22 protein-coding genes and 1 tRNA gene are annotated in these 24,088 nt (G+C 66.8%); 9 read left to right on the top strand and 14 right to left on the bottom strand.

Annotation, left to right across the window (positions count from 1 at the left end):
- Positions 1 to 187 precede the first annotated feature (187 nt).
- The 4 genes from ggt to CDO87_RS10770 all read right to left on the bottom strand — a co-directional run bounded on the left by ggt (position 188) and on the right by CDO87_RS10770 (position 4,110).
- A complete protein-coding gene (gene ggt / locus CDO87_RS10785) occupies positions 188 to 1,975 on the bottom strand; it encodes a gamma-glutamyltransferase (RefSeq protein WP_100928782.1) in 1,788 nt (595 codons plus the stop codon).
- Between the two features lie 89 nt (positions 1,976 to 2,064).
- Positions 2,065 to 2,781 carry an LrgB family protein gene (locus CDO87_RS10780; protein ID WP_100928781.1) on the bottom strand — a complete coding sequence of 239 codons (717 nt, stop codon included), beginning with the start codon at positions 2,779 to 2,781 and terminating at the stop codon, positions 2,065 to 2,067.
- Positions 2,774 to 3,127 carry a CidA/LrgA family protein gene (locus CDO87_RS10775; RefSeq protein ID WP_100928780.1) on the bottom strand — a complete coding sequence of 118 codons (354 nt, stop codon included), beginning with the start codon at positions 3,125 to 3,127 and terminating at the stop codon, positions 2,774 to 2,776. The genes CDO87_RS10780 and CDO87_RS10775 overlap by 8 nt, the downstream gene beginning before the upstream one ends.
- Positions 3,124 to 4,110 (bottom strand): D-glycerate dehydrogenase, encoded by a 987-nt coding sequence (locus tag CDO87_RS10770; RefSeq protein WP_100928779.1) that lies wholly within the window; start codon positions 4,108 to 4,110, stop codon positions 3,124 to 3,126. The genes CDO87_RS10775 and CDO87_RS10770 overlap by 4 nt, the downstream gene beginning before the upstream one ends.
- A 103-nt stretch (positions 4,111 to 4,213) precedes the next feature.
- Between CDO87_RS10770 and CDO87_RS10765 the strand changes: the two genes are divergently transcribed.
- Positions 4,214 to 4,708: an SH3 domain-containing protein gene (locus CDO87_RS10765; RefSeq protein ID WP_100928778.1), complete on the top strand. Its 495-nt coding sequence runs from the start codon at positions 4,214 to 4,216 to the stop codon at positions 4,706 to 4,708.
- 144 nt (positions 4,709 to 4,852) lie between these two features.
- On the opposite strand, the gene CDO87_RS10760 is transcribed toward CDO87_RS10765, so the two are convergent.
- From CDO87_RS10760 to CDO87_RS10745, 4 genes are all read right to left on the bottom strand, one after another.
- Positions 4,853 to 5,917 carry a Hint domain-containing protein gene (locus tag CDO87_RS10760; protein ID WP_100928777.1) on the bottom strand — a complete coding sequence of 355 codons (1,065 nt, stop codon included), beginning with the start codon at positions 5,915 to 5,917 and terminating at the stop codon, positions 4,853 to 4,855.
- 142 nt (positions 5,918 to 6,059) lie between these two features.
- On the bottom strand, positions 6,060 to 7,061 hold the full coding sequence (locus CDO87_RS10755; protein WP_100928776.1) for a lipid A-modifier LpxR family protein: 1,002 nt from the start codon (positions 7,059 to 7,061) through the stop codon (positions 6,060 to 6,062).
- A 110-nt stretch (positions 7,062 to 7,171) separates the two neighbouring features.
- Entirely contained in the window at positions 7,172 to 8,491 is a 1,320-nt protein-coding gene (locus CDO87_RS10750; protein ID WP_100928775.1) for a UDP-glucose/GDP-mannose dehydrogenase family protein, read from the bottom strand.
- 111 nt (positions 8,492 to 8,602) lie between these two features.
- On the bottom strand, positions 8,603 to 9,994 hold the full coding sequence (locus tag CDO87_RS10745; protein WP_100928774.1) for a phosphomannomutase: 1,392 nt from the start codon (positions 9,992 to 9,994) through the stop codon (positions 8,603 to 8,605).
- A 290-nt stretch (positions 9,995 to 10,284) separates the two neighbouring features.
- Here CDO87_RS10745 and CDO87_RS10740 point away from each other — a divergent pair, with 290 nt between their 5' ends.
- Positions 10,285 to 12,450 (top strand): malate synthase G, encoded by a 2,166-nt coding sequence (locus tag CDO87_RS10740; protein ID WP_100928773.1) that lies wholly within the window; start codon positions 10,285 to 10,287, stop codon positions 12,448 to 12,450.
- A 78-nt stretch (positions 12,451 to 12,528) separates the two neighbouring features.
- Here the strand turns inward: CDO87_RS10740 and CDO87_RS10735 are convergent.
- From CDO87_RS10735 to CDO87_RS10720, 4 genes are all read right to left on the bottom strand, one after another.
- A tRNA-Thr gene (locus CDO87_RS10735) sits at positions 12,529 to 12,604 on the bottom strand.
- Positions 12,605 to 12,650: 46 nt separating this feature from the next.
- Positions 12,651 to 14,219 carry a heme biosynthesis protein HemY gene (locus CDO87_RS10730; RefSeq protein WP_198521863.1) on the bottom strand — a complete coding sequence of 523 codons (1,569 nt, stop codon included), beginning with the start codon at positions 14,217 to 14,219 and terminating at the stop codon, positions 12,651 to 12,653.
- A gap of 13 nt (positions 14,220 to 14,232) precedes the next feature.
- Positions 14,233 to 15,681: a COG4223 family protein gene (locus CDO87_RS10725; protein WP_100928772.1), complete on the bottom strand. Its 1,449-nt coding sequence runs from the start codon at positions 15,679 to 15,681 to the stop codon at positions 14,233 to 14,235.
- A 14-nt stretch (positions 15,682 to 15,695) separates the two neighbouring features.
- Positions 15,696 to 16,442, bottom strand: a complete 747-nt coding sequence (locus CDO87_RS10720) for a uroporphyrinogen-III synthase (RefSeq protein WP_100928771.1) — start codon at positions 16,440 to 16,442, stop codon at positions 15,696 to 15,698.
- Positions 16,443 to 16,515: 73 nt separating this feature from the next.
- On the opposite strand from CDO87_RS10720, the gene tsaD reads away from it, so the two are divergent.
- From tsaD to CDO87_RS10700, 4 genes are read left to right on the top strand one after another with little or no spacing between them, the layout of a single operon-like run.
- Positions 16,516 to 17,595 carry a tRNA (adenosine(37)-N6)-threonylcarbamoyltransferase complex transferase subunit TsaD gene (gene tsaD, locus CDO87_RS10715; RefSeq protein WP_100928770.1) on the top strand — a complete coding sequence of 360 codons (1,080 nt, stop codon included), beginning with the start codon at positions 16,516 to 16,518 and terminating at the stop codon, positions 17,593 to 17,595.
- The gene (locus CDO87_RS10710; RefSeq protein ID WP_100928769.1) at positions 17,592 to 18,554 is read left to right on the top strand and encodes an NAD(P)H-dependent glycerol-3-phosphate dehydrogenase; all 963 of its coding nucleotides are present in this window, start codon (positions 17,592 to 17,594) and stop codon (positions 18,552 to 18,554) included. Before tsaD ends, CDO87_RS10710 begins: the two co-directional genes overlap by 4 nt.
- 2 nt (positions 18,555 to 18,556) lie before the next feature.
- A complete protein-coding gene (locus CDO87_RS10705; protein WP_100928768.1) occupies positions 18,557 to 18,829 on the top strand; it encodes a YciI family protein in 273 nt (90 codons plus the stop codon).
- Positions 18,826 to 19,245 (top strand): EVE domain-containing protein, encoded by a 420-nt coding sequence (locus CDO87_RS10700; protein ID WP_100928767.1) that lies wholly within the window; start codon positions 18,826 to 18,828, stop codon positions 19,243 to 19,245. The genes CDO87_RS10705 and CDO87_RS10700 overlap by 4 nt, the downstream gene beginning before the upstream one ends.
- Before the next feature lie 15 nt (positions 19,246 to 19,260).
- On the opposite strand, the gene CDO87_RS10695 is transcribed toward CDO87_RS10700, so the two are convergent.
- Entirely contained in the window at positions 19,261 to 19,761 is a 501-nt protein-coding gene (locus CDO87_RS10695; protein ID WP_157814967.1) for a hypothetical protein, read from the bottom strand.
- A gap of 228 nt (positions 19,762 to 19,989) precedes the next feature.
- Here CDO87_RS10695 and CDO87_RS10690 point away from each other — a divergent pair, with 228 nt between their 5' ends.
- Complete coding sequence (locus CDO87_RS10690) at positions 19,990 to 20,388, top strand: DUF1761 domain-containing protein (protein ID WP_100928765.1); 399 nt, start codon at positions 19,990 to 19,992, stop codon at positions 20,386 to 20,388.
- A 255-nt stretch (positions 20,389 to 20,643) separates the two neighbouring features.
- Here CDO87_RS10690 and CDO87_RS10685 read toward each other — a convergent pair whose 3' ends face one another.
- Positions 20,644 to 20,985 carry a DUF2853 family protein gene (locus CDO87_RS10685; protein WP_100928764.1) on the bottom strand — a complete coding sequence of 114 codons (342 nt, stop codon included), beginning with the start codon at positions 20,983 to 20,985 and terminating at the stop codon, positions 20,644 to 20,646.
- Positions 20,986 to 21,224: 239 nt separating this feature from the next.
- Between CDO87_RS10685 and CDO87_RS10680 the strand changes: the two genes are divergently transcribed.
- Positions 21,225 to 21,797: an HD domain-containing protein gene (locus CDO87_RS10680; protein ID WP_100930923.1), complete on the top strand. Its 573-nt coding sequence runs from the start codon at positions 21,225 to 21,227 to the stop codon at positions 21,795 to 21,797.
- Positions 21,798 to 21,865: 68 nt separating this feature from the next.
- Positions 21,866 to 24,088: a response regulator gene (locus CDO87_RS10675; RefSeq protein WP_100928763.1), complete on the top strand. Its 2,223-nt coding sequence runs from the start codon at positions 21,866 to 21,868 to the stop codon at positions 24,086 to 24,088.

Here is a 24,088-nt window from a genome sequence, read left to right as displayed (position 1 = left end):
GGAACACACCAAGGGCACGAATGGGGAAAAGCACGGTCATGCGCGAAGGCGTAGCCGCGGCAACCTTCGTTCGCAAGGAACTGGTCCGCAATGGAAAATGGGTGTGGCGCCGGTGTGACAAGAGGTGTGCCGTGCCGCCGTCAACCCTTCTTGGCGGACGCCCCGGCCAGCGGGGCGCCCGTGTCGCTCATTCGCCCAGGGCGATGCCTTCGCGCCGGGGATCGGCACCGCCGGTCAGCCCGTCAGCCGCCACGGCAATGGCATGAAGGCCCGAGGTCAGACCCTGCACGCTGACCTCGAACCCCATCTCCGTCAGGGCGTCCTGCATCCCGGCCATGTCGGTCCCTTCCTCCAGATCGAAGGTGCCGAAACGGTTCAGCCCGTGCGGCATGGCAACCGCCTGTTGAACGTCCATCCCCCAGTCGATGAATGCGATGATCGCCTGCGCGGTGTAACCGATGATCCGCGACCCGCCGGGCGAGCCGATCACCAGCACCGGCGCACCGTCCTTGCGCACGATGGTCGGGCTCATGGAGGAGCGCGGCCGCTTGCCCGGCTCAACCCGGTTGGCAATCGGCACACCGCCGTCATGCGACCGGAAGGAGAAGTCCGTCAGTTCGTTGTTCAGCAGGAAGCCGTTCGTCATCAGGCGCGAGCCGAAACCGTTCTCGATGGTCGTCGTCATCGACAGCGCGTTGCCGTACTGGTCGACGATGGAGATGTGCGAGGTCGACGGGAACTCGATGCTCTCGTCATCGGCGTAGAGCATGGCGTGATCCCACTCCGGCGCACCCGGGGCGACCTCCGGCAGCGCGTCGTCGCCCTGCAGCAGCTTGGCGCGTTCGGCGAGGTAGGCGGGATCGACAAGGCCCTTGGTCGGCATCGGGACGAAATCGCTGTCGGCCATGTAGCGGCCACGGTCCGCGAAGGCGAGACGCGAGGCATCGCCGATCTTGCGCCACGTGTCCGGATCGTCTGCTGCGCCCGGCTCCGACGCGTCGAGCATCCCGAGGATCTGGCCCACGGTCAGCGCACCGGAGGACGGAGGACCCATGCCGCAGACCTCGTGATCGCGGAACTCCGCACAGACCGCAGGCCGCTCTTTCACCTCGTAAAGCGCAAGGTCGAGCAGGGACATCACGCCGGGATTGTCGGTGAATCCGGTGACGGTGTCGACGATGCCCTGCGCGATCTCACCTTCGTAAAACCCCTTCGCGCCCTCCGCCGCGAGGGTCTTCATGACTTCGGCGTAATCCGGGTTGGTCAGCGTCGTGCCCGCCGCGACGGGTTCGCCGTCCGGGAAGAAATAGGAGGCCGCAACCTCCTGCCGTGTCAGCTTCAGCGGATCCTCGGCCACCAGCGCGGCGAGGCGCGGAGAGACTTCGAACCCGTCCTCTGCCAGCTTCGTGGCTGCGTCGAACAGGCCGGCCCACTCCGCCTTGCCCCATTTGTCATGCGCGGCCTGCATCAGGGCGGGTGTGCCCGGCACACCGACCGACCGGCCGCCGACCACAGCGTCCCAGAAGCCCAGCGGCTCGCCCGCCTCGTCCTGGAACAGCAGCGGCGTCGCGTCCAGCGGCGCGGTTTCGCGCCCGTCGAGCGTCGTGATCTCGCCCGTCTCGCCATCGTGCCAGACGAGGAACGCGCCGCCCCCCATGCCGGAGGACTGCGGCTCCACCAGCCCCAGCACCGTCTGCACGGCGATCATCGCGTCCGCCGCCGTGCCGCCGTTGCGCAGCACCTCGGCGCCTGCGGACACCGCATGCGGGTTGGCCGCCGCGACCATCCACTTCGACGCCGTCACGGGCTCGCCCGCCTCCTTGGCCGCCAGCGCCGCGCCGACCTCTTCGGAGATTGCGGCGAAACCTGTCGTTCCTCCGGTTTCCGCCTCTGCGTCCACTGCATCCGCCGCCTGTTGCGCCATCGCCGTCCCGGCCATGACACTCAACAGTGCCACCCATCCTGACATACGCATCGCCACACTCCCTGATTGTATTAACTTCTACCCTGAAGGTACTCGATTCTGCCGAAAGGCCAATGCCCTTGCGGCTTGGAACTGGCGGCTCAGAACAGGACGCCGACGACCAGCGGGGCGAGCATCGCGGTCAGGATCGCGTTCAATCCCATGCCGATGCCAGAGAACGCCCCCGCCGTGGGGTGGATGCGGAAAGCATGCGCCGTGCCGATCCCGTGTGCCGCGACACCCACCGCAAAACCCCGCGCCCGCCAGTCGGTCACCCCCAGTGCGTTCAGCATCGGCGTGGCAACGACGGCGCCGACGATGCCCGTCAGGATGACCAGCGCCGCCGTGAGGGTCGGCAGACCGCCCACCGCCTCCGACACGCCAAGCGCCACCGGGGCCGTCGCGCTTTTCGGTGCCAGGGACAGCAGAACCGGCCCGCGCACCCCGAAAAGCCACGCGATCCCCAGCGCCGAGAGCATCGCGACCAGCGACCCGGCCAGCAGCGCCGCCAGCATCGGCCAGAGCGCCCGTTTCACCCGGCCGAGGTTCAGGTACAACGGCAGCGCCAGCCCGACCGTCGCGGGGCCCAGCATGAAGTGCACGAACTGCGCACCTTCGAAATAGGTGTTGTACGGCGTGCCGGTCACCCGCAGCACACCCGCCAGCAGAATGACGGAGATCAGCACAGGGTTGGCCAGCGCGTGGCGCCCCAGCGCCTGCGACAACGCCTCTGCCGCGACGTAGGCCGACAGGGTCAGGGTCAGCCACAGCAGCGGTTCGCGGGCCAGATAGGACCAGAGCGCCAGAGCCTCACTCATCACCGACCCCCGCCATGCGCGCCACCAGCACGAAGGCCCCCACCCCGGCAAGGATCGCCAGGATCGTGCTCGCCACCAGCGCGACGGCCAGCCCGATCCCGTACTGCGTGAAGGCATCCAGATGCGCGACCACCCCGACGCCCGCCGGGACGAACAGAAGGGACAGGTGGCCCAGCAGTCCGGTCACCGTCTCGCGCATCCACTCTGCCAGGCGGGGCGCGGCAAGGAAGGTGACGAACAGCGCGGCAAGGCCGATCACCGGGCCGGGCACCGCCAGAACGAAGGCGCGCGACAGGGTCTCTCCGCCAAGCTGGTACAGCAGCAGGACGGCGAAGACGCGGATCACAGCATCGAGGGGACGACCTGGTCCGGGGGACGATGGCCGTCGGCGAAGGTCTTGATGTTGATGATGACCTTCTCGCCCATCTCGATCCGGCCCTCGCGGGTGGCCGACCCCATGTGCGGCGTCATCACGACGTTCGGCATGGCCCGCAGCTCCGGGTTGCCCTGCGTGCCCTGCTGGTAGACGTCCAGACCGGCACCCGCCAGCTTGCCCGCCTTCAGCATCCGGACCAGCGCGTTCTCGTCGATCACCTCGCCGCGCGACGTGTTGACGATGACCGCGGTCGGTTTCATCAGCTGCAGCCGCCTTGCGTTCAGCAGGTGGAAGGTGGAGGGCGTGGAGGGACAGTTCACGCTGATCACATCCATGCGCGCGACCATCTGGTCGAGGCTTTCCCACCACGTGGCTTCGACACTCTCCTCCACCTCGGGGCGCAGGCGGCGGCGGTTGTGGTAGTGGATCTGCATCCCGAAGGCCTGCGCCCGCCGCGCCACGGCCAGCCCGATGCGCCCCATCCCGAGGATACCCAGCCGCTTGCCGCCCAGACGTCCACCGAGGAAGGCGTTCGGCGCCCACCCCTGCCAGGATCCTTCCTGCATCGCGGTCAGCCCCTCCGGGATGCGACGCGTCACGCCCAGCATCAGCGCCATTGCCATGTCGGCGGTGTCGTCGGTCACCACCCCGGGCGTGTTCGAAACGAGGATGCCGCGCGACCGGGCCGTGGCCACGTCGATATGGTCGAAACCGGCACCGTAGTTGGCGATCAGCTTCAGCCGTTCGCCAGCCTGCCCGATCAGCCCCGCATCGACCCTGTCGGTGATCGTCGGCACCAGGACATCCGCATCCTGCACCGCCGAAACAAGCTGTTCGCGAGTCATCGGGGTGTCGTCGCTGCGCAGCCGGACGTCGAACAGCTCGGACAGGCGGGTCTCCACCACCTCCGGCAAGCGTCGCGTCACGACAACACTCAGACGTTTTGATGGCATGAAATCTCTCCCAAAGCTTCTCGCGGATGCCGTTCGTTTGCTAACCTGCGTCAGGACCGGACGGGGCACAAGAACCCCGCCGCAATAATTCGGGCAGCAACTCATGTTCAGACATATCCTGTCGGCGATCCTGTCGCTGAACGTCTTGGCCTCGGCTTCCTTTGCGGCAGAGCGCGGCCCGGTCACCAACCTGCCGCTTCCCCGCTTCGTCTCGATGAAGGCCGCAGAGGTCAACGTGCGCAGGGGGCCCTCCCTGTCGCACCGGATCGACTGGGTCTACAAGCGCCGCGACATGCCGCTCGAGATCACGGCGGAATACGGACACTGGCGCCGCGTGCGCGACCGCGACGGCGCGGGCGGCTGGGTGCATTACGCGCTCCTGTCGGGTGTGCGGACCGTCATCGTCGACCAGGACCTGCTGGCGCTTCACCAGAGGCCGGAGGCCGACAGCAACGTCACCGCGCGGCTGGAAATGGGTGTCATCGCCCGGCTCGGCGAATGCGGCATCGACTGGTGCGAGCTGAGCGCCGACGGCTACAAGGGCTGGGCGGACAAGTCCGCGCTCTGGGGCGTCGGCCTGGACGAGATCCGCGACTGACCCCAGACCTTCATCTTGGCCGAAATACCTCGGGGGAGTCGCGGCACGCGACGGGGGCAGAGCCCCCTCCGCCGTCCGGCCCGGCGCCGCCCGGAGGGTCACTCACAACGGGCCGCGGCGGACCGCGACCCCGCCGGTCCTGACCTAGGCCGCCTCGTGCAGCAGGATCGCCGCCTCGGAACTCGACAGGTTGCGCCGCGCGTAGGAGCCGTAGGCATGCGGGTTGTCCGCGATAAGCGGCAGATGGTTCAGCAGGCGGGCGCGATCCGCCTCCGAGATTGTCGAGAGCGCGGTGTTGGCCGGATGAAAGCTCTCCGTCTCGACGCCGTTGGCGAACAGCACCTCGTGGCGGGACAGCAGGAGGTGGATGTAGGTCACCTCCTTCAGGGTCATGTCCAACCGCACCGTGCTGCCGTTCACGAGGTCACGCGCCGCCACCAGCACCTCGGGCGTGTTGAACAGCGCCCGCGCCACCACACCCTTCACCACCATGCGGTGTTCCGGCGAAACGAGGATCTCATCGTCCGGCTCGCCGATTCCGAAGGCGCCGGGACGGATGCGGATCGGCCTGAGCTTCGGCATCGCAAAGAGCCGCGCCCCCGACATGCGCCGCGACCCGATCCACTGGATCTGTTGCGGCCCGGAGTCCTTGGTCTGCACCATGTCGCCTTCGCGCAGGTCCTCGACGTGAAGCGGCCCGTGGGGCGTCAGGATGCGTGTGCCGGGCGTGAAGCAGATCACGCCGCTGGACTGTTCCCCGGCCGCGTGGGTGCCCAGCGGGTCGAGGTTGTGATGCACGATCCACAGATCGCGCCCGGCGGGCGGGATCTCGTCGAGGAACATCAGGAGCGGTCGCGACCCGCGCTCCACCTCGATCAGCGTCACCATGTAGCTGGACGACCCGTCGGTCACGACAAAGCTGGAATCCGTCAGCGGATGCTCCACCTCGACATCGTCGACCCGTATCTTCTGTGTCAGTGCGGCGCCGACAAGTCGCCGCACCATGCGTGCCGCCCGTCTGCGCAAGTCCGCTTCGCCGTCAGCCTGGTCCAATCGCAAGACCGATGACGGGCCGTCGACCCGCACCGGTTCACCCGCCCAGGACCACGCGGCCCCGACGGTCAATGCAGACGTGGGTGCGGCCTTCAGGCCGTCTATTTCCGTCTGCGACCAGGAAATGACGAACGTGCCTCTATAGCCCGTTCCCATACCTGTACTACCTGCCTCAAAGTACTACCATTTTTATATTTATTATTGGAAGGTTAACCGAACAACTTTCACCTGTGAACCCTACCCTATACTTTCGAGCGCAGGCCTACGGCTAAAGCCTTTTAACCGTAGCGGTTATGCATCAGAAACGGAGATCCAGCCGCACCGATCCCAGCACCTGGCCCTCGGGTTGCGTGTCGAACTCCTTCGACATCCAGGTGAAGCCGTAGAACATGGCGTTGCTCTGCCCCTGCCAGTGCAGGCCGGCGCGGGCGCGGGTCCGGGTGTTGCTCAGGTCGTAGCCGTGGCCGGACGGCAGGAACACTGAACTGTCCACATAGGCGATGTCGCCACCCATGACGAAGCTGAAGCCGGGCACTGAATCGGTCACGACCCGGTAACGCTGGCCGGTCACGGAGTCGCGCACCAGAAGCTCGCCCTGCCCCACGGATCCGATGGTCAGGTCGAACCCCGCACGGACCAGCGTCTCGACCCCGGCGCGCGCCTCTCCGAAGGGCCGCAGCACGGATTGCCCGCCCATCGGGATGCTGTTGGCCGCCTCGAGCACCAGCGTCGGATGCACGCCGTTCTCGATCTGGTTAGACAGCACCGATCTGGAGGCGGGCTGTTCTCCGATGGCATCGTGCACGAAGGTCTGGAGGTCGCCGAGGCCGGTCTGCGGGCCGGTCACCACAAGGTCGCCACCCATGCTCATTTCCACCGGGCCGCGCATGAAGTGGGTGTGCAGGCCCAGCGAGAGCGCACCGGCCCAGGGCCGATCGTCCGGGTCGGGCGTGCGCATGTTCTCCGGCGCGATGATCTGACCGGCGAGACGGTACTCGAGGATGTCGAACGGCCGGTCCGGCAGCATGCCCGACCAGTTCCGTCCCACCACGCGGGACGAGGACACCGATCCGGTCTGCCAGCGGTCGTCGAGATCGCCCAGAAGGTCGTTGTTCGTCAGACGGCCGTGCCCCAGAACGACACGCCCGGGCGTGCCGTAGTTCGCGGGCGCGGCATAGACCGGCTCTGCCCCATAGCTGGCGTCCGGGTCATAACCCGCATCGGCGTCATAACTCTGGGAATGCGCTGCGGGGGCAAGCGCAAACGTGGCAGTCAGTGCCACGGCAAACAGACGGATCATCTCTGTCCTCGGTCTTCGTGCCCCCCCGGGCCCGTTTGACATAACACGCAGGCCGCCGCTCCGAAAAGGGAGACCGGTCAATTTAAGGGAATGATGTTGCGCGTTTGCCTTTACTCGGAAAATCCAGACCGGCCGATGCTGTCGTAGGCGGTAAAACCTGCCTCCCGCGCGGCATCCGCGCTGTAGATGTTGCGCAGATCGGCCATCCGCCGGCCACGCATGCCTTGCGCCATCCTCGGCAGGTCGAGCGCGCGGAACTCGTTCCATTCCGTCAGGAAGACGACGAGGTCGGCCTCGGCCGCCGCAGAATAGGGATCTTCGTACCACGAAACACCGGGCAGAAGGTGCTCGCCCTCGCGCCGGCCCTGCGGGTCGCAGACACGGACTTCTGCCCCGCCGCCGATCAGCGCGGGAACGATGGTCAGGGACGGCGCATCGCGCATGTCGTCGGTGTTGGGCTTGAAAGTCACGCCCAGCACCGCCACCCGCTTGCCGTTGAACGAGCCGCTGCACAGGTCCATCAGCTTTTCGATCATCCGGCGTTTCACGTCCTCGTTCACCTTGATGACCGTTTCGACGAGGCTGACGGGGCTGGCGTGGTCCTGACCGATGCGGGCCAGCGCCTTGGTGTCCTTCGGGAAGCACGACCCGCCGTAGCCCGGCCCGGCGTGCAGGAACTTGTTCCCGATCCGCCCGTCGAGGCCCATGCCCTTCGAGACCTGCTTCACGTCGGCACCGACCCGTTCGCACAGGGCGGCGATCTCGTTGATGAAGGTGATCTTCGTCGCGAGGAAGGCGTTGGCTGCGTACTTGATCATCTCGGCGGACTGGAGGTCGGTCGTCATGATCGGGAAGTCGCGCAGGTAAAGCGGGCGGTAGATGTCTTCCATAACCTTGGCGGCGCGCTCGGTTTCGACGCCGACGACCACGCGGTCGGGCTTCATGAAGTCGTCGATGGCCGCACCTTCGCGCAGGAACTCGGGATTGGAGGCGACGTCGAAGTCGAGATCCGGGTTGGCCTTCGCCACCACGTCGCGCACCTGCGCGTTGGTGCCCACGGGCACGGTCGACTTCGTGACGACCACGACGTAGTCCTTCGCCGCCCTGGCGATCTCCTCGGCCGCGGCCATGACGTAGGTCAGGTCGGCATGGCCGTCACCGCGCCGCGTCGGCGTGCCCACGGCGATGAACACCGCATCGGCGCCGTCGATGGCCTGCTGCAGGTCCAGCGTGAAGCTGAGGCGCCCGGCCTCAACGTTCTTGGCCATCAGCACATCGAGGCCCGGCTCGTAGATCGGCACCTTGCCCGCCTCGAGCATCTCGATCTTGCGGGGGTCCTTGTCGACGCAGACGACGTCGTGCCCGAAGTCCGAGAAACAGACACCCGACACGAGACCCACGTAGCCGGTTCCGATCATCGCGATTTTCATGAACGCACTCCCAAACTGCCCGCCGTTCGGTGCAGACCCTTGGGCGGCGCGCAGGTGTTTGTCAACGCACCCGGGGCGCGCAGTCCTTTCTTCGGCGCCCTCGCGCCCGCGTCAAGCCAGCCGGTCGCGCAGCTTTCCGAGCGTTTTGGTGACCAGCGCTTCGGCTGCATCGCGGGTCGCCGCTTCGGCGTAGCAGCGGAATTCCGGGGCATTGCCGGAGGGGCGCAGGTGCACCACGCTGCCATCGGTGAAGGTCGTGCGCAGGCCGTCGGTTTCGTCCACCGATGCCTCGGTCCCGTAGCCGTCGAAGAACGCCGCCCGCGCCTCGGCAGAGCCCCTGAGTTCCGCGATGAAGGCCTTAGACACGTCCGTCTCGATCCCTTGGATGCGGTCGGCGGCGGTAAACACCGCCGGAAGCGCGTCCCACAGGGCCGACAGGGTCACGCCCTCTGCCTGCGCCGCGGCCAGCGGTGCCACGATGGGCAGCAGGCAGTCGCGGGTCATCAGCGGCTTCAGCGCACCGGCAGGCGCGTCGGCGGTGAACCCCAGAAGGAAACCGCCGTTCGCCTCGTAGCCTGCGACACGCGCGGCGGGATCATTGGCCAGCGCCTCTTCCATCGCGGCGATGACGAAGGGCGAACCGATCTTCGTCCGCTCCACCCGGTCGAAACCGAAACCCGCGTCGGAGATCATGGAGTTCGAGGACACCGGCGTGCAGACCACCTTTGCCCCCAGCGCCTGCGCCGTCAGCGCGCCCAGCACGTCGCCCGGCACAACCCGCTGCGCGTCATCGACCACCATGGGCCGATCGGCGTCGCCATCGGTCGAGACGAGGACATCCAGCCCGTGCGCGCCGAACCACCCTGCGAACAGCTCCTTGGTTTCGGGGTCCAGTGCCTCCGTATCGACGGGGATGAAGGTGTCGGAGCGGGCGATGGCGACGGTCGTGGCACCCAGCGCCTCGAACACCTCCATCATCAGGTCGCGCGCCACGGAGCTGTGCTGGTAGACGCCCACGGTCAGGCCGTCGAGGCACCGGCCAAAGGCGGACACGTAGCGCGCCCTGTAAGCGCCCTGCGCGTCGGCCACCGCAAGATCGCCCTGCCCGCCGGATGCCCGGGGCTGCCCGAGGGCCGCGTTGATCCGGGTCTCGTCGGCCTTGGAAATCTCGCCCGTTGGCACGTAGAACTTCAGTCCGTTGCGGTCCGCCGGGATATGGGAGCCGGTGACCATGACCGCCGCCGCCCCGGCCTCCAGCGAGGACAGTGCCAGCGCGGGCGTCGGAAGCGCACCGCAATCGACCACCTCCAGCCCGGCGGCGCGCACCGCGTCGATCACCCAGCCCGCGATCTGAGGAGAGGAGGGGCGCAGGTCCCGGCCCACATGCACCGAGCCGCCATGCGGGCAGGACGCAAGGAACGCCGACACGTAGTCGTGCACCAGGTCTTCGGTCAGCTCCACCACGAGGCCGCGCAGGCCGCTTGTTCCGAACTTTGGCGCCATGTCTTTACTCCGTTCGTGTGTCGGTTGCGTTGTCCCGCAGGGCGTCGGCCATGGCAAGGGAAAGCTGGGGGCCGGGCGTCCGGCCACGTCAGGTCGCGCAGGCGATGGGCGATCGCCCCCTTGGCGCCCGGCTGACAATCTCCCTGCGCCGCGCAACTGCCCGTTTCGGCGCTTTCGACCCGAGGATTTTGCCGCGCGCAGACAGCGACCCATTGGCGACGGCCGAACAATGCACCATTCTGCACACTGTGGCATGCAAAGCCGCTCCACGACCAGAAAGAGGAACATCCGTGCCTGACCAGACCGCCGCGCCCCGTATCGACACCGAAGGCCTGTCCATCGACGCCGGGCTGAAACGCTTTGTCGAGGAGGAGGTCCTGCCCGGCACCGGGATCGACGCCGCAGACCTGTGGTCCGGCCTCTCGGCCCTGGTGCATGACTTCGGCCCGCAGAACCGCGCGCTGCTGGAAAAGCGCGAGACGATCCAGAAACAACTGGACACCTGGCACAAGGAGCGCCGCAGCGCGCCGCACAACCGGGTCGCCTACAAGGGGTTCCTCGAACAGATCGGCTATATCGTGCCCGAGGGCGGCGATTTCACAATCGAGACCGCAAACGTCGACCCGGAGATTGCCACCGTGCCCGGGCCGCAGCTTGTCGTGCCGGTGACAAACGCCCGCTTCGTGCTGAACGCGGCGAACGCGCGCTGGGGCAGCTTCTACGATTGTCTGTACGGCACGGATGCGATGGGTGTCCTGCCGCCGCCGGGCGGATTCGACGACGGGCGCGGCGCTCGCGTCGTGGCGCGCGCCGCCGTGTTCCTCGACGAGATATTCCCGCTGACCGCCACCAGCCACGCGAAGGCCACAAGCTACGTTGTGAAGGACGGCGCGCTTGAGGTTGACGGGTCCGCCCTGAAGACGCCGGAGGCCTTTGCCGGCTACAAGGGCGATCCCGACGCACCCACCGCGATCCTCCTGAAAAACAACGGGCTTCACGTGGAACTGGTCTTTGATGCCAGCCACCCCATCGGCAGCCAGACGCCCTCCGGCCTGGCGGACGTGCAGCTCGAATCCGCAATCTCCGCGATCATCGACTGCGAGGATTCGGTGGCCTGCGTCGATGCGGAGGACAAGACGCTTGCGTACCGCAACTGGCTCGGCCTGATGAAGGGCGATCTGGATGACACGTTCGAGAAGGGCGGCAAGCAGATGACCCGCCGCCTGCACGGCGACCGGACCTACACCGCACCGGACGGGTCGGAGATCACCCTGAAGGGGCGCGCGCTGCTCCTGGTGCGCAACGTCGGCCACCTGATGACCAACCCGGCGATCCTCGACCGCGACGGTGGCGAGATCTACGAAGGTCTGATGGACGCGATGTTCACCACGCTCATCGCCATGCACGACCTGAAGAAGACGGCAGGGCCGCGCAACTCCGTCGAAGGGTCGGTCTACGTGGTGAAACCGAAGATGCACGGTCCGGAGGAAGTGGCCTTCACCGACGCGATCTTCACCCATGTCGAGAAGGTCCTGGGCCTGCCGCAGTACACGGTCAAGCTGGGCATCATGGACGAAGAGCGGCGCACCTCGGTCAACCTGAAGGCCTGCATCCGCGCCGCCCGCCACCGCGTCTGCTTCATCAACACCGGCTTCCTCGACCGCACGGGGGACGAGATCCACACCTCGATGGAGGCCGGGCCGTTCTCTCGGAAGGACTTCATCAAACGCAAGTCGTGGATCACCGCCTACGAGAACCAGAACGTCGACATCGGCCTTGAATGCGGGCTGTCGGGCAAGGCGCAGATCGGCAAGGGCATGTGGGCCGTGCCGGACAAGATGGCCGCGATGCTGGAACAGAAGATCGAACACCCGCGCGCCGGGGCGACCTGCGCCTGGGTGCCTTCGCCCACGGCCGCGACGCTGCACGCCACGCATTACCACAAGGTCGACGTGATGGCGGTGCAGGCGGAACTGGCGAAGGGTGGACGCCGCGCCTATGTCGACGCCCTGCTGGACATCCCGCTGGCTGCCTACCGCCAGTGGACCCGCAAGCAGATCCGCCGCGAGGTGGAGAACAACGCTCAGGGCATCCTCGGCTACGTGGTGCGCTGGATCGACCAGGGTGTCGGCTGCTCGAAGGTGCCGGACATCAACGACGTGGGCCTGATGGAAGACCGCGCCACCTGCCGGATCTCCGCCCAGCACATCGCGAACTGGCTACATCACGGGGTGGTCTCGAACGACGAGGTCGAGGAGATCATGAAGCAGATGGCCGAGGTGGTGGATCGCCAGAACGCCGAGGACCCGAACTACGTACCGATGGCGCCGGGCTTCGATGGCATCGCGTTCAAGGCGGCCTGCGACCTGGTGTTCGACGGGCGCAAGCAGCCCTCCGGCTACACCGAGCCCGTCCTGCACCGCCGCCGCCTGCAACTGAAGGCGCGCCAGCACTGAGCCAACGCAGCCTCTGAAACGCGAAAAGCCCCCGGATCGGGGGCTTCTTCATGATCCCGGCAAGCTCCGGGAGGGAAGTGGTGCCGGTGAAGGGACTCGAACCCCCGACCCCATCATTACGAATGACGTGCTCTACCAGCTGAGCTACACCGGCATCTGGTGGGCGGCCTATTAGCAGGCCGCCCGACCGAGGGGAAGGCCTATTTTGATCCGGCGGCCGCTTCGGCGCGGGCGGCCTCGTTCGGCTCTCCAAGGATCTCCGCGTCGGCGGGCTCCGTGGCGTCGGGCGCCTTCGGTTTGCGCTCCACCGGGCTGACGTCGATCATGCCGGGGGTGGCTTCGGGCACGACGGCGGGGTCCTTGGCGGGCGCCTTGTCCTCCAGCGCGCCGATGATCAGCGGCAGCATGTTGGCCTGTGCGGGAAGCACGACCTCCGACTGGGTCGGGGTTTTCCACGCCAGCGTGTCGAAGGCCCCGCAGTTGGTGCAGGTCGGGCGCCATTCGCCGTGGATGGTCTTGCAGTTATCGCAGACCCACTGCGGGCCGCGCGGGGCGGTGACCGCCTTCGCCAGCCAGCCGCGCACCACCTGGTCGGGCGCGCCTTCGCCCTTCTCGATGGCTGCCATGATCGCCAGGACACGGGCGTCCGGCTCCTTCTCCACCAGATCCCCCAGCGAGCGGCGCGCTTCGGGGAAGTGTTCCGCCGCGAGGTTCAGTTCCGCCTTCAGAAGACGGGTCTCGCGGTGGTCCGGGTTGATCCGGGTCAGCGGCACGAACCGCTTGATGCGTTCGTCCGGCGTCTCGTTCGGCTCGATCTCGGCGTAGGCCGCGGCGAGATCCGGGTGCGGATGGCTTTCCCACGCCTTCTTGAGCACGCGGATCGCGTTGCGCGGGCGGTTCTGGGCGATGTAGGCGCGGGCGGCTTTCGCGGCGGCAGGCACGAGGTCCGGAGAGTTGCGGTTCGCCTCGATCGCCTTCTCGGCGGCGGCGATGCTTTCGTCCCGGTTCTCGATCTCCGTCGCTTGGCTCAGCGCCAGCACCGCGTCACGCCGCTTGTAGACGTCGCGCGGCAGGGTGCCGTGCTTCAGCTTGGCCTGAAGGGTCTTGCGGGCGCCGGACCAGTCGGCCTTCTCCGCTTGAAGCTGGAGGAGCGTGTCCTGCACTTCCTCGTGCTTGGGCTTCAGCGCAAAGGCGCGTTCGGCCAGTTGCAGCGCGGTGTCGGTGTCGCCCGAGGCCAGCTTCTGCTTCATGATCCCCCGGATACCGACGAAACGGGTACCGTCGCGGGTCAGCAGCTTCTTGTAGGTCTCTTCTGCCTTCTTGCGGTCGCCCATCATCTCGGCAGCCTGTGCGGTAACGAGGTCGGTCAGTTCCGGCTTGTGCAGGTACTTCTCTGCCTTCTGCGCCTTGGCGATGGCGAGGCGGCCCTCGCCCGAGGCGAGCGCCATCATGCCGTCCGACAGCGCCTCGTAGCCCTTGCGCTCCCGGTTGCGGTGGAAGTGGCGCGACAGGGCGGTTTCATCGCCGTTGATGAACCGCAGCAGGGCAACCAGCAGGCTGGCGAGCTTCAGCAGCAGCCAGACCCCCAGCAACAGGACCATCGCGCCGATGACCATCATCACCGGGGTCAGCGTGTATTCCACGCCGTTCAGGGTGATGCGTGCCTGCGCCAGCCCGGTGCCGTCCGCTTCGATGAGATACCCCAGCCCCAGGGTCAGCGCCGCCACGATGACGACGAATACGACGATCTTTATCAGTGACCACAACATGATTTCCGGACCCTTATTGCTGGTTCAGTTCCTGGGCGAGCGAGTCCGCCCCGGCGAGCGCGTCTGCACGCAACTGGGCCAGCGCGATCCAGTCGGACATCGCGGCCTTCGCCTCCTCCGGCAGCGCCTCCAGTTCCGCAAGCGCGGTCTGCAGGTCACCCCCCTTGATGGCCGCTTCCGCGCGCGAAAGGATCGCGTCGGCGGAGTTGCCTTCCTTCGGTACGACAGAGCGTGCGCCCATCTGGCTGGTCAGGAAGCTGGCGAACCCGCCGCCGCCCTCCTCGCCGTCCGCGGCCGGAGCCCTGCGGGCCGCGGCCAGCGCATCGCGCGCCGCGTCCGGGAAGCTTTCGGCCAGCGTCGGGATCGAGGGAACCCCATCGCCTGCCGTCGCCTCCAGCGCGCCGGGGACCGAGACGCCGTTTGTCGTCAGGATGTTGACCGGCTCGGAGAACGGGCGTCCGTCCTGCACGCGCGCCGTCAGATCGGCCAGCGCGGCGCGGTTCTCGGCCAGGCGGGCCTGATCCTCGGCGCTGGTCTCCAGTGCCTGCGCTTCCGACAGGACACGCTCCATCTCGGCGGTCTGCGCCTCGATCTGCTGGCTCAGGGCGGCCTTCTCGGCCTCCAACGCCTCTTTCTGTGCGGTCACCTCGTCGCGGAGGGCGTCGAGTTCACGCTCATAGGCGGCAATCGCTTCGGGAGAGACAGACTCTTCGATCGGACGCTTTTCCAGAGCGGTCAGGCGTCCGTCGATAGCCGCCATCTCGTCGCCCATCCCGGTGATCCGGCTGTCGATGTCGTTCAGCGCCGACTGCACCGCCGTCAGACCGCCTTCGAGGGCGGACAGGTCGATGCCTTCGACCTGCGCCCGGATGGCATCCAGATCGCTGCGAGAGCTATCGGCACCGGCAGACAGACGTTCCAGTTCAGCGCCCTGGTCGGACAGGGCGGCACGGGTTTCGGCGAAGAAGGGATCGGGCTCCTCGGGGCCGCCCGCCGTCAGTCCGTAATAGGCGGCGCCGTAGCCGAGGCCGGCGGCGATCACGCCCCCCAGCAGCATCGGAACGAAACCGCCGGACTTCTTCTCCGCCTGCGGGGCCACCGGAACCATCCCGGTCGCGGGCTTGCTGTCGCTGGCAGCGGGCTCGTCGCCCGTGGATGTGGGTTCGTCGGCAACGACAGCGGGCTGCTCAGATGTAACTTCATCGTCAGGCGTCACACCCTGTTCGGGCGCCGCCGCTTCGTCCACCGTGCCGTCAATCGAGGCATCGTTCCCGGTTTCGTCTACCGTGCCTTCTGAGCCGGCATCTTCGTCAGGTTTTGCGGCATCGGTGTCAGAGGACGTCTCGACAGTCTCTTCCGTCTCCTGTGGCGTCAGGTCCGTCTTGCGGCCTTCCTCCGGTCCGGTTTCGGTTGCGGCGTCGGTCTCTTCCTTCGCCGATTTGTCCTCAGTCGTGTCTGCCACGTCCTGTCACCCTTTCAACCTTCGTCCGGAGAGGCCCCGGATCCTTTTATCTGCGCCTGCGCCCTGTCGAGCGTCTCGAGCACCGCAGTCACCATCGCGCCCGAGTCGGGGCGGTCCGCGACCTTCAGAAACACTATATGAAGCGGAGGCAGGGCCAAGGCCACCGCTTCGCTCATTGCCGCGACAAGAAGCGGCGCTTTTGCCCTTTCCTGCGCCAGTAATGAAGCCGTCCGGGGAGAAAACACCGGAGCGACGACCGGCACGTCCCCGACCAACGCAGCCCGCGCGGTTTCGTTCAATGCCAACTCGGGCTGATCGTAGACCGCAACGGCGCGGGTATAAAGCCCGTCAAAAGTCAGCCGCCTTGCGATGTCCCCGCGCGTGTGGGTCCCGTGCAGATGAAGCAGCGGGCCTTCGATCCCCGCCCCCAGCAATTCCTTCACGAGGCTCGCAGCGGTCGGCTGCACGATGGCCGGGCGCAGACCGGCGGCCTGCGCCGCCTGCGCCGTGGCCTGTCCGACGGTGTAACAGGGCATCTGCAGCTTCAGCCCGCGCGCCTTCCATGCCGCCACGCCATGCACCGAACTGAAGATCAGGCCCTTCACGCCATCCAGCGGCAGCGCGGTCTCCGTCTGCACGATCTCGAACAGCGGCGACACGACCGGCCTGAAGCGCCCACCCGCCCGGTCCAGTTCTGCCACGAATCGTTCGGAGGCGGCGCGGGGCCGTGTCATCAGCAGAACGGGAAGCGTTTCATGCATGTGGCCTCTGGCGTTGTCGGGCGCGTTCTCCGGTGGTACTCGCTGTGCTCACGCATGTCCACGGGAGCGCCGGATGAACGACCCCCTGATCCTCGGGCTGGAAAGCAGTTGCGACGACACCGCCGCAGCTCTGCTGCGCGGCCGGGAGATCCTCGCCTCCGTGGTGGAGGGCCAGAGCGCGCTGCATGCGGACTTCGGCGGGGTGGTCCCGGAAATCGCGGCGCGCGCCCATGCCGAAAGGCTCGACCTCTGCGTCGAGCGGGCGCTGGAGCAGGCGGGTGTTACGCTGTCGGAGGTGGACGCGATTGCCGTCACCGCCGGGCCCGGGCTGATCGGCGGCGTGCTGTCCGGCGTGATGCTGGCCAAGGGGCTGGCGACCGGACTGGGCAAACCCATGGTCGGCGTGAACCACCTTGCCGGGCACGCGCTGACGCCACGGCTGACAGACGGGCTGCGCTATCCCTACCTGATGCTGCTGGTCTCGGGCGGTCACTGCCAGTTCCTCATCGTGCGGGGCGCGCAGGACTTCACCCGTCTGGGCGGCACAATCGACGATGCCCCCGGCGAGGCCTTCGACAAGACCGCGCGCCTTCTGGGCCTGCCTCAACCCGGCGGGCCATCGGTAGAGGCAGAGGCACGGCTGGGGGACGAGCGCCGCTATCGCTTCCCGCGCCCGCTTCTGGACCGTCCCGGATGCGACCTGTCGTTCTCCGGCCTGAAGACCGCGCTGATGCGCCAGCGCGACAAGATCGTGGCCGAGAAGAACGGCCTGACACGGCAGGACCGGGCCGACCTCTGCGCCGGGTTCCAGGCGGCGGTGCGTGACACGCTGGCCGAGAAGACCCGCCGCGCCGTCGCCTTGTACCTCGACGAACAGCCCGGCGCTCCGGCCCTTGCCGTTGCGGGCGGCGTCGCGGCCAACATGGCGATCCGCGGTGCGCTGGAGACCGTCTGCACCGAGACCGGCCTGAGATTCACTGCACCGCCGTTGGCACTTTGTACGGACAACGCGGCCATGATCGCCTATGCCGGTTCAGAACTTCTGGCCGCGGGCGCCGAGGACGACATGACGCTTGCCGCCCGTCCGCGCTGGCCGCTGGACACGCAGGCGGCACCACTCATCGGCCACGGCCGGAAAGGAGCCAAGGCATGAGCATTTCCATCCTGGGCGCCGGTGCCTTCGGCACGGCACTGGCCACCACGCTCGCCCGGGAGGGCCGCCCTGTCACGCTCTGGGCCCGCGATCCCTATGCCGTGTCGCGCATCCGCGACCACCGGGAAAGCCCACGCCTGCCGGGCGTGCAGCTTCCCGATATCGTCAGCGCGACCACCGACCTCAACGCCGCGGCAAACGCGGAAACCGTCCTGGTGAGCGTGCCGACGCAGACCCTGCGCAGCGTTCTGGAGCGCATCGACAGCCCGCTGGACGATCGCGCCCTCGTGCTGTGCTGCAAGGGCATCGACCTCGAAACAGGGCTGGGTGTGTCGGAAGCCGCGCAGAAGGTGAAACCCGGCCTGGTCCCTGCGGTCCTCACCGGCCCGAGTTTTGCCGCCGACATCGCCAAGGGGCTGCCGACCGCCCTGACACTGGCCTGTGCCGACGAGACCATCGGTCAAACGCTCCAGCACCAGCTCTCTACCTCGTCCCTGCGTCTGTACCGCACCACCGACGTGACCGGGGCGGAACTGGGCGGGGCGCTGAAGAACGTGATCGCCATTGCCTGCGGCGCCTGCATCGGTGCGGGGCTGGGCGACAGCGCCCGTGCCGCGCTGATGACGCGCGGCTTCGCCGAGATGATGCGCCTTGCCGAACAGCTCGGCGCCAGGCCCGAGACGCTGTCCGGGCTCTCCGGTCTTGGCGACCTGACGCTGACCTGCACGTCCGACCTGTCGCGGAACTACCGCTACGGCCTGTCGCTTGGCCGGGGCGAGGCCTTCGATCCCGAGATCACGGTCGAAGGGGCCGCCACCGCCCGGGCCGCCGCGCGGCTGGCCGACGACAAAGGTCTTTCTGCCCCCATCGCCACCGTGACCGCGCGGCTGACCACCGGCGCCCTGACGGTGCGCGAGGCGATGGACGACCTGCTTTCACGACCACTCAAGGAAGAATGACGATGCTCATTGCACTCATGGCCCGGGACAAGCCCGGCCACCTCCAGACCCGCAAGGACAACCGTGATGCCCACCTCGCCTATATCGAGGCGACGGGTGTCGTGACGCAGGCCGGTCCCCTGCTGGACGAAGCCGGCGAGTTGGCCGGTTCGCTGGTGATCCTCGACGTCGAGGACATGGCCAGCGCCCGCGCCTGGGCCGACTCCGATCCCTACGCCAAGGCCGGGCTGTTCGAGAACGTCACCCTGACCGCCTGGAAAAAGGTGATCGGATGAAGTTCTGGCTGTTCAAGTCAGAGCCCTCCACCTGGTCGTGGGACGACCAGGTGGCCAAGGGCGACGCGGGCGAGGAATGGGACGGCGTGCGCAACTACCAGGCCCGCAACTTCATGCGTGAGATGACGCCGGGCGATCTCGGGTTCTTCTACCACTCCCAGAAAGACCGGGAGATCGTCGGCATCGTCGAGGTCAGCGCGCCCGCACATCCCGACAGCACCACCGACGACGACCGATGGGAGTGCGTGGACATCAAGGCGGTGGAGCCCCTGCCGAGGCCGGTCACGCTCGACGAGATCAAGGCGGAGCCGCGGCTGGCCGACATGGTTCTGGTCCGGAATTCGCGGCTGTCCGTGCAGCCGGTGACCGCCGCGGAGTGGGACGTGATCTGTACAATGGGCGGCAAGACGGGCTGACAGCTGCGGCCCGTGTCAGGCGGTGTCGGGTTTCGAGGCGCCCCCGCCCTGGGCAAGAGCGGCCCGCCATCCCGGGGTCAACCGCCGGAGCATCGCGTTCAGCCCGGTTTCCGGCTCCGGCGCTGCGGGCAGTTCACTCAGGTCGAGAAAGGCAAGCGCCACCGACCTGACCCGCGTGACGCAGAATTCGTACGGCGCACAGAGTTCGACCAGCTGCTGGCACATCCGCCCGACGCCGAAGGCCAGAACGCCCGGCGCGAAGACCGCGACCCTGACGGGCGCCCGGCGCACCCCTTCGTTGATGTCCTGAAGGCGCTGCGACACCTCCAGCCAGTCGACGAAGGTGATATCGGCGCGCGTCATGCCGGAGAGATCGAAGAACACGGCGTTGCGTCGAAGATCCTGCTGGCCAAGGAACGCCGCTTCGATGCAATCGAACACATCGGCTCGGGTCAGCGCCCCTTCGCACCGGATGACCGCCAACCCCTGAATTGGGAATTTTTCCAATGAAAGCATACCAACCTCACTTTCAACCGGGCCCCAGCAAGAGCTGACGCCAACAAGATACACACACCGATCCGCCCACTATCTATCTCTGGTTGCAGTAGTAAAGACTTCTTTGCGCTGGAAGGCGTGACCGACTGTCCGGAAGCGCGCGCAGATCGGCGTTGACAGCGCCTGGCAGGTTGCAATTCTGGATGTGGCCAAAACGGTTCTGCACACTACCGGAGGGAATGATCGTTGATGGACCTTGTCAGCGTCATCTGTGCCACGCTCGCCGCGTTCATCGCCGGGGCGGTCTGGTACAACGTCATGTCGAAGCCGTGGCTCAGGGCCACCGGCATCCCGACGGATGAGAACGGCAGACCAAAGGGCGGCGGATCGCCCGCGGTCATTTACGGGCTGGGGTTCGTGATGCAGCTGATCGTGGCGGGCATGATGCGCCACGTCTTCGTGCTGAGCGGGATCGAGACGCTCGGCGCCGGTCTTGTCGGCGGACTGGGGATCGGCCTGTTCTTCATCACGCCATGGATCGCGCTGAACAACATGTACGCGATGCGGGACCGGAAACTGACCCTGATCGACGGCGGCTACGCGACGCTGGCCTGTACGATCATGGGGATCGTGCTGAGCCTTTTCTGAACGGCAAAGCCTAGTTGAAAAGAAACGGGGGGCCGGACGAACCGGACCCCCCTCTCACCCACGTGCTCCCTACGCACCACACGTGAAACCGGATTGGGGTCCAGCCATTCTGGCCAGATGTCACGGAAACCCTAGCGTCGGGTGACCGCTGCCGCAATCGAGATGTCCCGGCAATTTTTGGCAAACCCAAGCCGATCGGACATGACGGACGCCGCCGGTTTCACGCGGCGGCGTCAGAGGCAAAGGCGTCCCGGCTCAGCCGTAGACGGCTTCCTTGCCGAAATGCTTGGTGAGCATGTAATAGACCACGGCCCGGTACTTGTTGCGCTCGGACTTGCCGTAGGTCTCGATCACCTGGTTGATGGCTTCCATCAGGTCGGGGCTGTCTTTCAGGCCAAGCTTCTTGACGAGGAAGTTGTCCTTCACCGTCTCGAGCTCGCCCGGCTGGCTGGAGGCCACGGTGGAGGAATCGGCGTTGTAGATCGACGGCCCGCAACCGATGGTCACCTTGGTCAGGAGGTCCATGTCCGGCTCCATCCCGCATTTGGTGCGCAGATCCTCGGCGTATTTCTGAATCAGTTCGTCACGTTTTCCCATGACAGCAGGCTCCCTCGTTCCCGGCGCATTGTGCGCACTTTGCTTGAATTCTCGGCCCTCGCGACCGTGTCGGGCATGGTTAACCGTTCCGGTCGGGCAGGCAAGGAAAATGACCCGAGGAGGATCCGAGTGCCTTGGCCCAAAATCCGCTGGCCCGCCGCCCGAAACGCTGCCAGCATCGGCCCTGTCACAGAAGGAAGCCGCAGATGACCGATACCCGTACCGTCACCTTCACGCAGATGAAGGACGGAACGCGCGAGGACTATCTCTTGCTGGAGGAGAAGGAGAAGCCCTTCCTCGCGCTGACCGCCGACCGCGTGCTCGGAGAGCTGCGCCGCGCCGGAGAGGTCACGCTGGAGGGCTACCGGATCACACGTCTGGAACACGGCCTGCAATCCGCGACGCGGGCGGAACGGGACGGCGCCGACCTCGACTGGATCGTGGGCGCCCTGCTGCACGACATCGGCGACGGCCTTGCCCCGCAGAACCACGACCGCATGTCAGCCGAGGTCATCCGCCCCTTCGTGCGCTGGGACGTGGCCTGGGTGGTGGAGCATCACGGCATCTTCCAGATGCTGTACTACGCGCACCACTACGGCTGGGACCGCAACGCCCGCGACCGGTTCCGGGATCATCCCTGTTTCGACAATTGCGCCGAGTTCTGCGAGCGCTGGGACCAGTCGTCCTTCGACCCGGACTACGACACTCTGCCGCTGGACCACTTCGAGCCCATGGTCGAGGAAGTCTTTTCGCGGAAAGCCTACGACCCGGCCGTGCTGCGCGAGGGGTTCGTCTCCCGGCTGGTGGGCTGAAGCGGTTCAGCAGGTCTTAATCGGCCTGCGGTATCGAGGGCGCAACCGCCCACGGCCCGCAGGACCGCATGCACCGCATCGTCTACATCGTTTCTGCCTGTGTCTTCGCGCTGGCGATCAGCCTCTGGCTGGGCAACCGGCTGGCGCTTGACGCCGCCCGGCAGGACCTCGTCTCACGTGCGGAGGAACGGGCCTCCATCTGGCTGCATCATGCAGAGGGAGAGTACACGGGCCTGCGTGCCCTGCTCGACGGGAACCCACCCTCGCCCATGGCCCGCGACCGCCTCTGGCAGATGGCTCGCGACGAAGGGGTGCTGGAATTCCGGATATTCGACAGCCGGGGACAGCCGGTGTTTTCCCTGAACGGACCTACCCGCATGCCCCACAAGACCGATGCAGGGTCGAATGCCGGGAAGGTGCTGCGGACCGGAAAGGCCGTGACGGAAATCGTCGCCTCCGACAGCGCCGCCAGACGCTACGCGGAGATCTACAGCCCGGTGCGCTTCAATGGCGAGATCCGCGGTGTCTACGAGGTCTACATCGACATCACGCGCGCGTCCGAAGCCATCGCGAAACTCTACAGCCACCTCGTGCTGAGTGTCGCGCTTCTGATCTCGACCACCATGCTGATCCCGGTCGCCACCGGACTTTACTACTGGGTGCAGCTGAAGAAGACGGCCGCCGGTCTCGACCATGCCCGCAAGCGCGCGGAGGAGGCGGAGCGCATCAAATCCGCCTTCCTCGCGAACATGAGCCACGAGATACGGACCCCGATGAACGGCATCATCGCCATGTCCGAACTCTTGGAACAGGGCACGCTGAACCCCGAGCAACGCTCCATGACCTCGACGATCTCCTCGTCTGCCGTGGCGCTTCTGGCGATCATCAACGACATCCTCGACTTCTCTAAGATCGAGGCCGGCAAGATGCTGGTGCATTCCGAACCCTTCGATCCGATCAAGCTGGTGGAGGAGGTGGCCACGCTGTTCTCTCCGGCTGCGGCAGCCAAGGGGGTCGAGATCTGCGTGGAGTCGGTACTGGAAATGCCACTGATGGTCATGGGCGACAGCACGCGCCTGCGGCAATGCCTGCTGAACGTCATCGGCAACGCGGTCAAGTTCACCGCCATGGGCAACGTGCACATCTGGCTGAACAGGTCGGAGGACGGCCAGATCGTCGTGAAGGTGACGGACACCGGCGTCGGCATCGCCGAGGACAAGCTGGACCACATCTTCGAGGAGTTCTCCCAGATCGACAGCACCCACACGCGCCGGTACGACGGAACCGGCCTTGGGCTGGCGATCTCGCTCCGGCTGGTCCGGCTGATGGGGGGAAGCCTGTCGGCCAGGTCGCGCCCCGGTGTGGGCTCCGTCTTCGAATTGCGCCTGCCGCTTCCCGGGACCGAGGCCCCGCCGGGAAAGGTCGCGTTCTGGCGGATGGCCCGGCGCGACCTGTCGGGCAAACGCATCCTCCTGACCGATGCATCGGCAGTAACATGCGCGGCCCTGCGCACGGTTCTGGGCGGTATGGGCCTGCGCCCGGTGGTGGCCCGCAACGGGGAAGAGGCCCTGTCGCTCGCCCGGACCTACGCGCAACAGGGCACGGTCTTCCAGCTTGCGATCCTGTCCGACGAACTGCCCGACATGACGGCCACGGCGCTGGCCGACGCGCTGCGCCGGTCGCTCGGACCGGAAAGCCCGGGCTGCCTGCTGATGCTTCGCGCGGACCGGGATGTCCCGATGGAAACGCTGGAGGAGCAGGGGTTCGTCGGCGCCCTGCGCAAACCGCTCTTGCAGGAGACGTTGGCCAGCGAACTGTGCCGCACCCAAAGCCCGCTTCAGACCGGCAAGTCACCCGTCCCGCCACGGGCCACCGCCCGCGTGCCGGATTTCTCTGCGCGCCGCATTCTTCTGGCCGAGGACAACGCCACCAACCAGCTCGTGATCCGCAAGCTGCTGGCCGGAACCGGCGTGACGCTCCAGATCGCCGCCAATGGGGCGGAGGCCGTGACCAGCTACATCAACGACCCGCCGGACATCGTCCTGATGGACGTCTCCATGCCGGTGATGAACGGCTACGAGGCCACCCGCCGCATGCGCGAACTTGAGGGGGCCTCGGGCGCGTCCGGCGTACCGATCATCGCGCTGACCGCCAATGCCATGGCAGAGGATCGGGCCGCCTGCCTCGAAGCGGGCATGTCCGATTTCTTGGCTAAGCCCGTCCGCAGGATCGAACTGCTGGAAATGATCGCCCGCTGGCTGGACGCGGTGCCGCAGGAGCGCCGCGCCTGA

Origin of the sequence: Sagittula sp. P11, assembly GCF_002814095.1 — a bacterium.
Lineage (GTDB): Bacteria > Pseudomonadota > Alphaproteobacteria > Rhodobacterales > Rhodobacteraceae > Sagittula.
Note: the sequence above shows the minus strand (reverse complement) of the source record. Positions and strands in the feature narration are given on the sequence as shown.

Bases quoted from the DNA above. Each gene is read 5' to 3' on its own strand.
- CDO87_RS10770 (WP_100928779.1), bottom strand. From the start codon at position 4,110: ATGCCATCAAAACGTCTGAGTGTTGTCGTGACGCGACGCTTGCCGGAG.
- CDO87_RS10685 (WP_100928764.1), bottom strand. From the start codon at position 20,985: ATGGGAAAACGTGACGAACTGATTCAGAAATACGCCGAGGATCTGCGC.
- ggt (WP_100928782.1), bottom strand. From the start codon at position 1,975: ATGCGTATGTCAGGATGGGTGGCACTGTTGAGTGTCATGGCCGGGACG.
- CDO87_RS10730 (WP_198521863.1), bottom strand. From the start codon at position 14,219: ATGTTGTGGTCACTGATAAAGATCGTCGTATTCGTCGTCATCGTGGCG.
- CDO87_RS10690 (WP_100928765.1), top strand. From the start codon at position 19,990: ATGGACCTTGTCAGCGTCATCTGTGCCACGCTCGCCGCGTTCATCGCC.
- CDO87_RS10750 (WP_100928775.1), bottom strand. From the start codon at position 8,491: ATGAAAATCGCGATGATCGGAACCGGCTACGTGGGTCTCGTGTCGGGT.
- CDO87_RS10780 (WP_100928781.1), bottom strand. From the start codon at position 2,781: ATGAGTGAGGCTCTGGCGCTCTGGTCCTATCTGGCCCGCGAACCGCTG.
- CDO87_RS10675 (WP_100928763.1), top strand. From the start codon at position 21,866: ATGCACCGCATCGTCTACATCGTTTCTGCCTGTGTCTTCGCGCTGGCG.
- CDO87_RS10760 (WP_100928777.1), bottom strand. From the start codon at position 5,917: ATGGGAACGGGCTATAGAGGCACGTTCGTCATTTCCTGGTCGCAGACG.
- CDO87_RS10755 (WP_100928776.1), bottom strand. From the start codon at position 7,061: ATGATCCGTCTGTTTGCCGTGGCACTGACTGCCACGTTTGCGCTTGCC.
- CDO87_RS10700 (WP_100928767.1), top strand. From the start codon at position 18,826: ATGAAGTTCTGGCTGTTCAAGTCAGAGCCCTCCACCTGGTCGTGGGAC.
- CDO87_RS10765 (WP_100928778.1), top strand. From the start codon at position 4,214: ATGTTCAGACATATCCTGTCGGCGATCCTGTCGCTGAACGTCTTGGCC.
- CDO87_RS10695 (WP_157814967.1), bottom strand. From the start codon at position 19,761: ATGCTTTCATTGGAAAAATTCCCAATTCAGGGGTTGGCGGTCATCCGG.
- CDO87_RS10710 (WP_100928769.1), top strand. From the start codon at position 17,592: ATGAGCATTTCCATCCTGGGCGCCGGTGCCTTCGGCACGGCACTGGCC.
- CDO87_RS10720 (WP_100928771.1), bottom strand. From the start codon at position 16,442: ATGCATGAAACGCTTCCCGTTCTGCTGATGACACGGCCCCGCGCCGCC.
- CDO87_RS10680 (WP_100930923.1), top strand. From the start codon at position 21,225: ATGAAGGACGGAACGCGCGAGGACTATCTCTTGCTGGAGGAGAAGGAG.
- CDO87_RS10705 (WP_100928768.1), top strand. From the start codon at position 18,557: ATGCTCATTGCACTCATGGCCCGGGACAAGCCCGGCCACCTCCAGACC.
- tsaD (WP_100928770.1), top strand. From the start codon at position 16,516: ATGAACGACCCCCTGATCCTCGGGCTGGAAAGCAGTTGCGACGACACC.
- CDO87_RS10745 (WP_100928774.1), bottom strand. From the start codon at position 9,994: ATGGCGCCAAAGTTCGGAACAAGCGGCCTGCGCGGCCTCGTGGTGGAG.